Genomic DNA, 255 nt, shown 5'->3' with positions numbered 1-255 from the left:
CCTCCTGGCTGTCTGGGCCTTTCCACATCGTTTCCCACTTAACTATGACTTTGGGACCTTAGCTGGCGGTCTGGGTTGTTTCCCTCTTCACGACGGACGTTAGCACCCGCCGTGTGTCTCCCGGATATTACTTTACGGTATTCGGAGTTTGCAAAGGGTTGGTAAGTCGGGATGACCCCCTAGCCTTAACAGTGCTCTACCCCCGTAAGTATTCGTCCGAGGCTCTACCTAAATAGATTTCGGGGAGAACCAGCT

Annotated in this window: 1 rRNA gene; it reads right to left on the bottom strand. The window is 52.9% G+C overall.

The annotated features are described in order from the left end of the window. Nucleotides 1-255 (bottom strand): 23S ribosomal RNA (locus PSH50_RS21100); the annotation flags it as partial.

It is taken from the genome of Pseudoalteromonas sp. Angola-7 (genome assembly GCF_028599255.1).
Taxonomy (GTDB): Bacteria; Pseudomonadota; Gammaproteobacteria; order Enterobacterales; family Alteromonadaceae; genus Pseudoalteromonas; species Pseudoalteromonas atlantica.
This window is presented reverse-complemented; position numbering and strand designations above follow the sequence as displayed.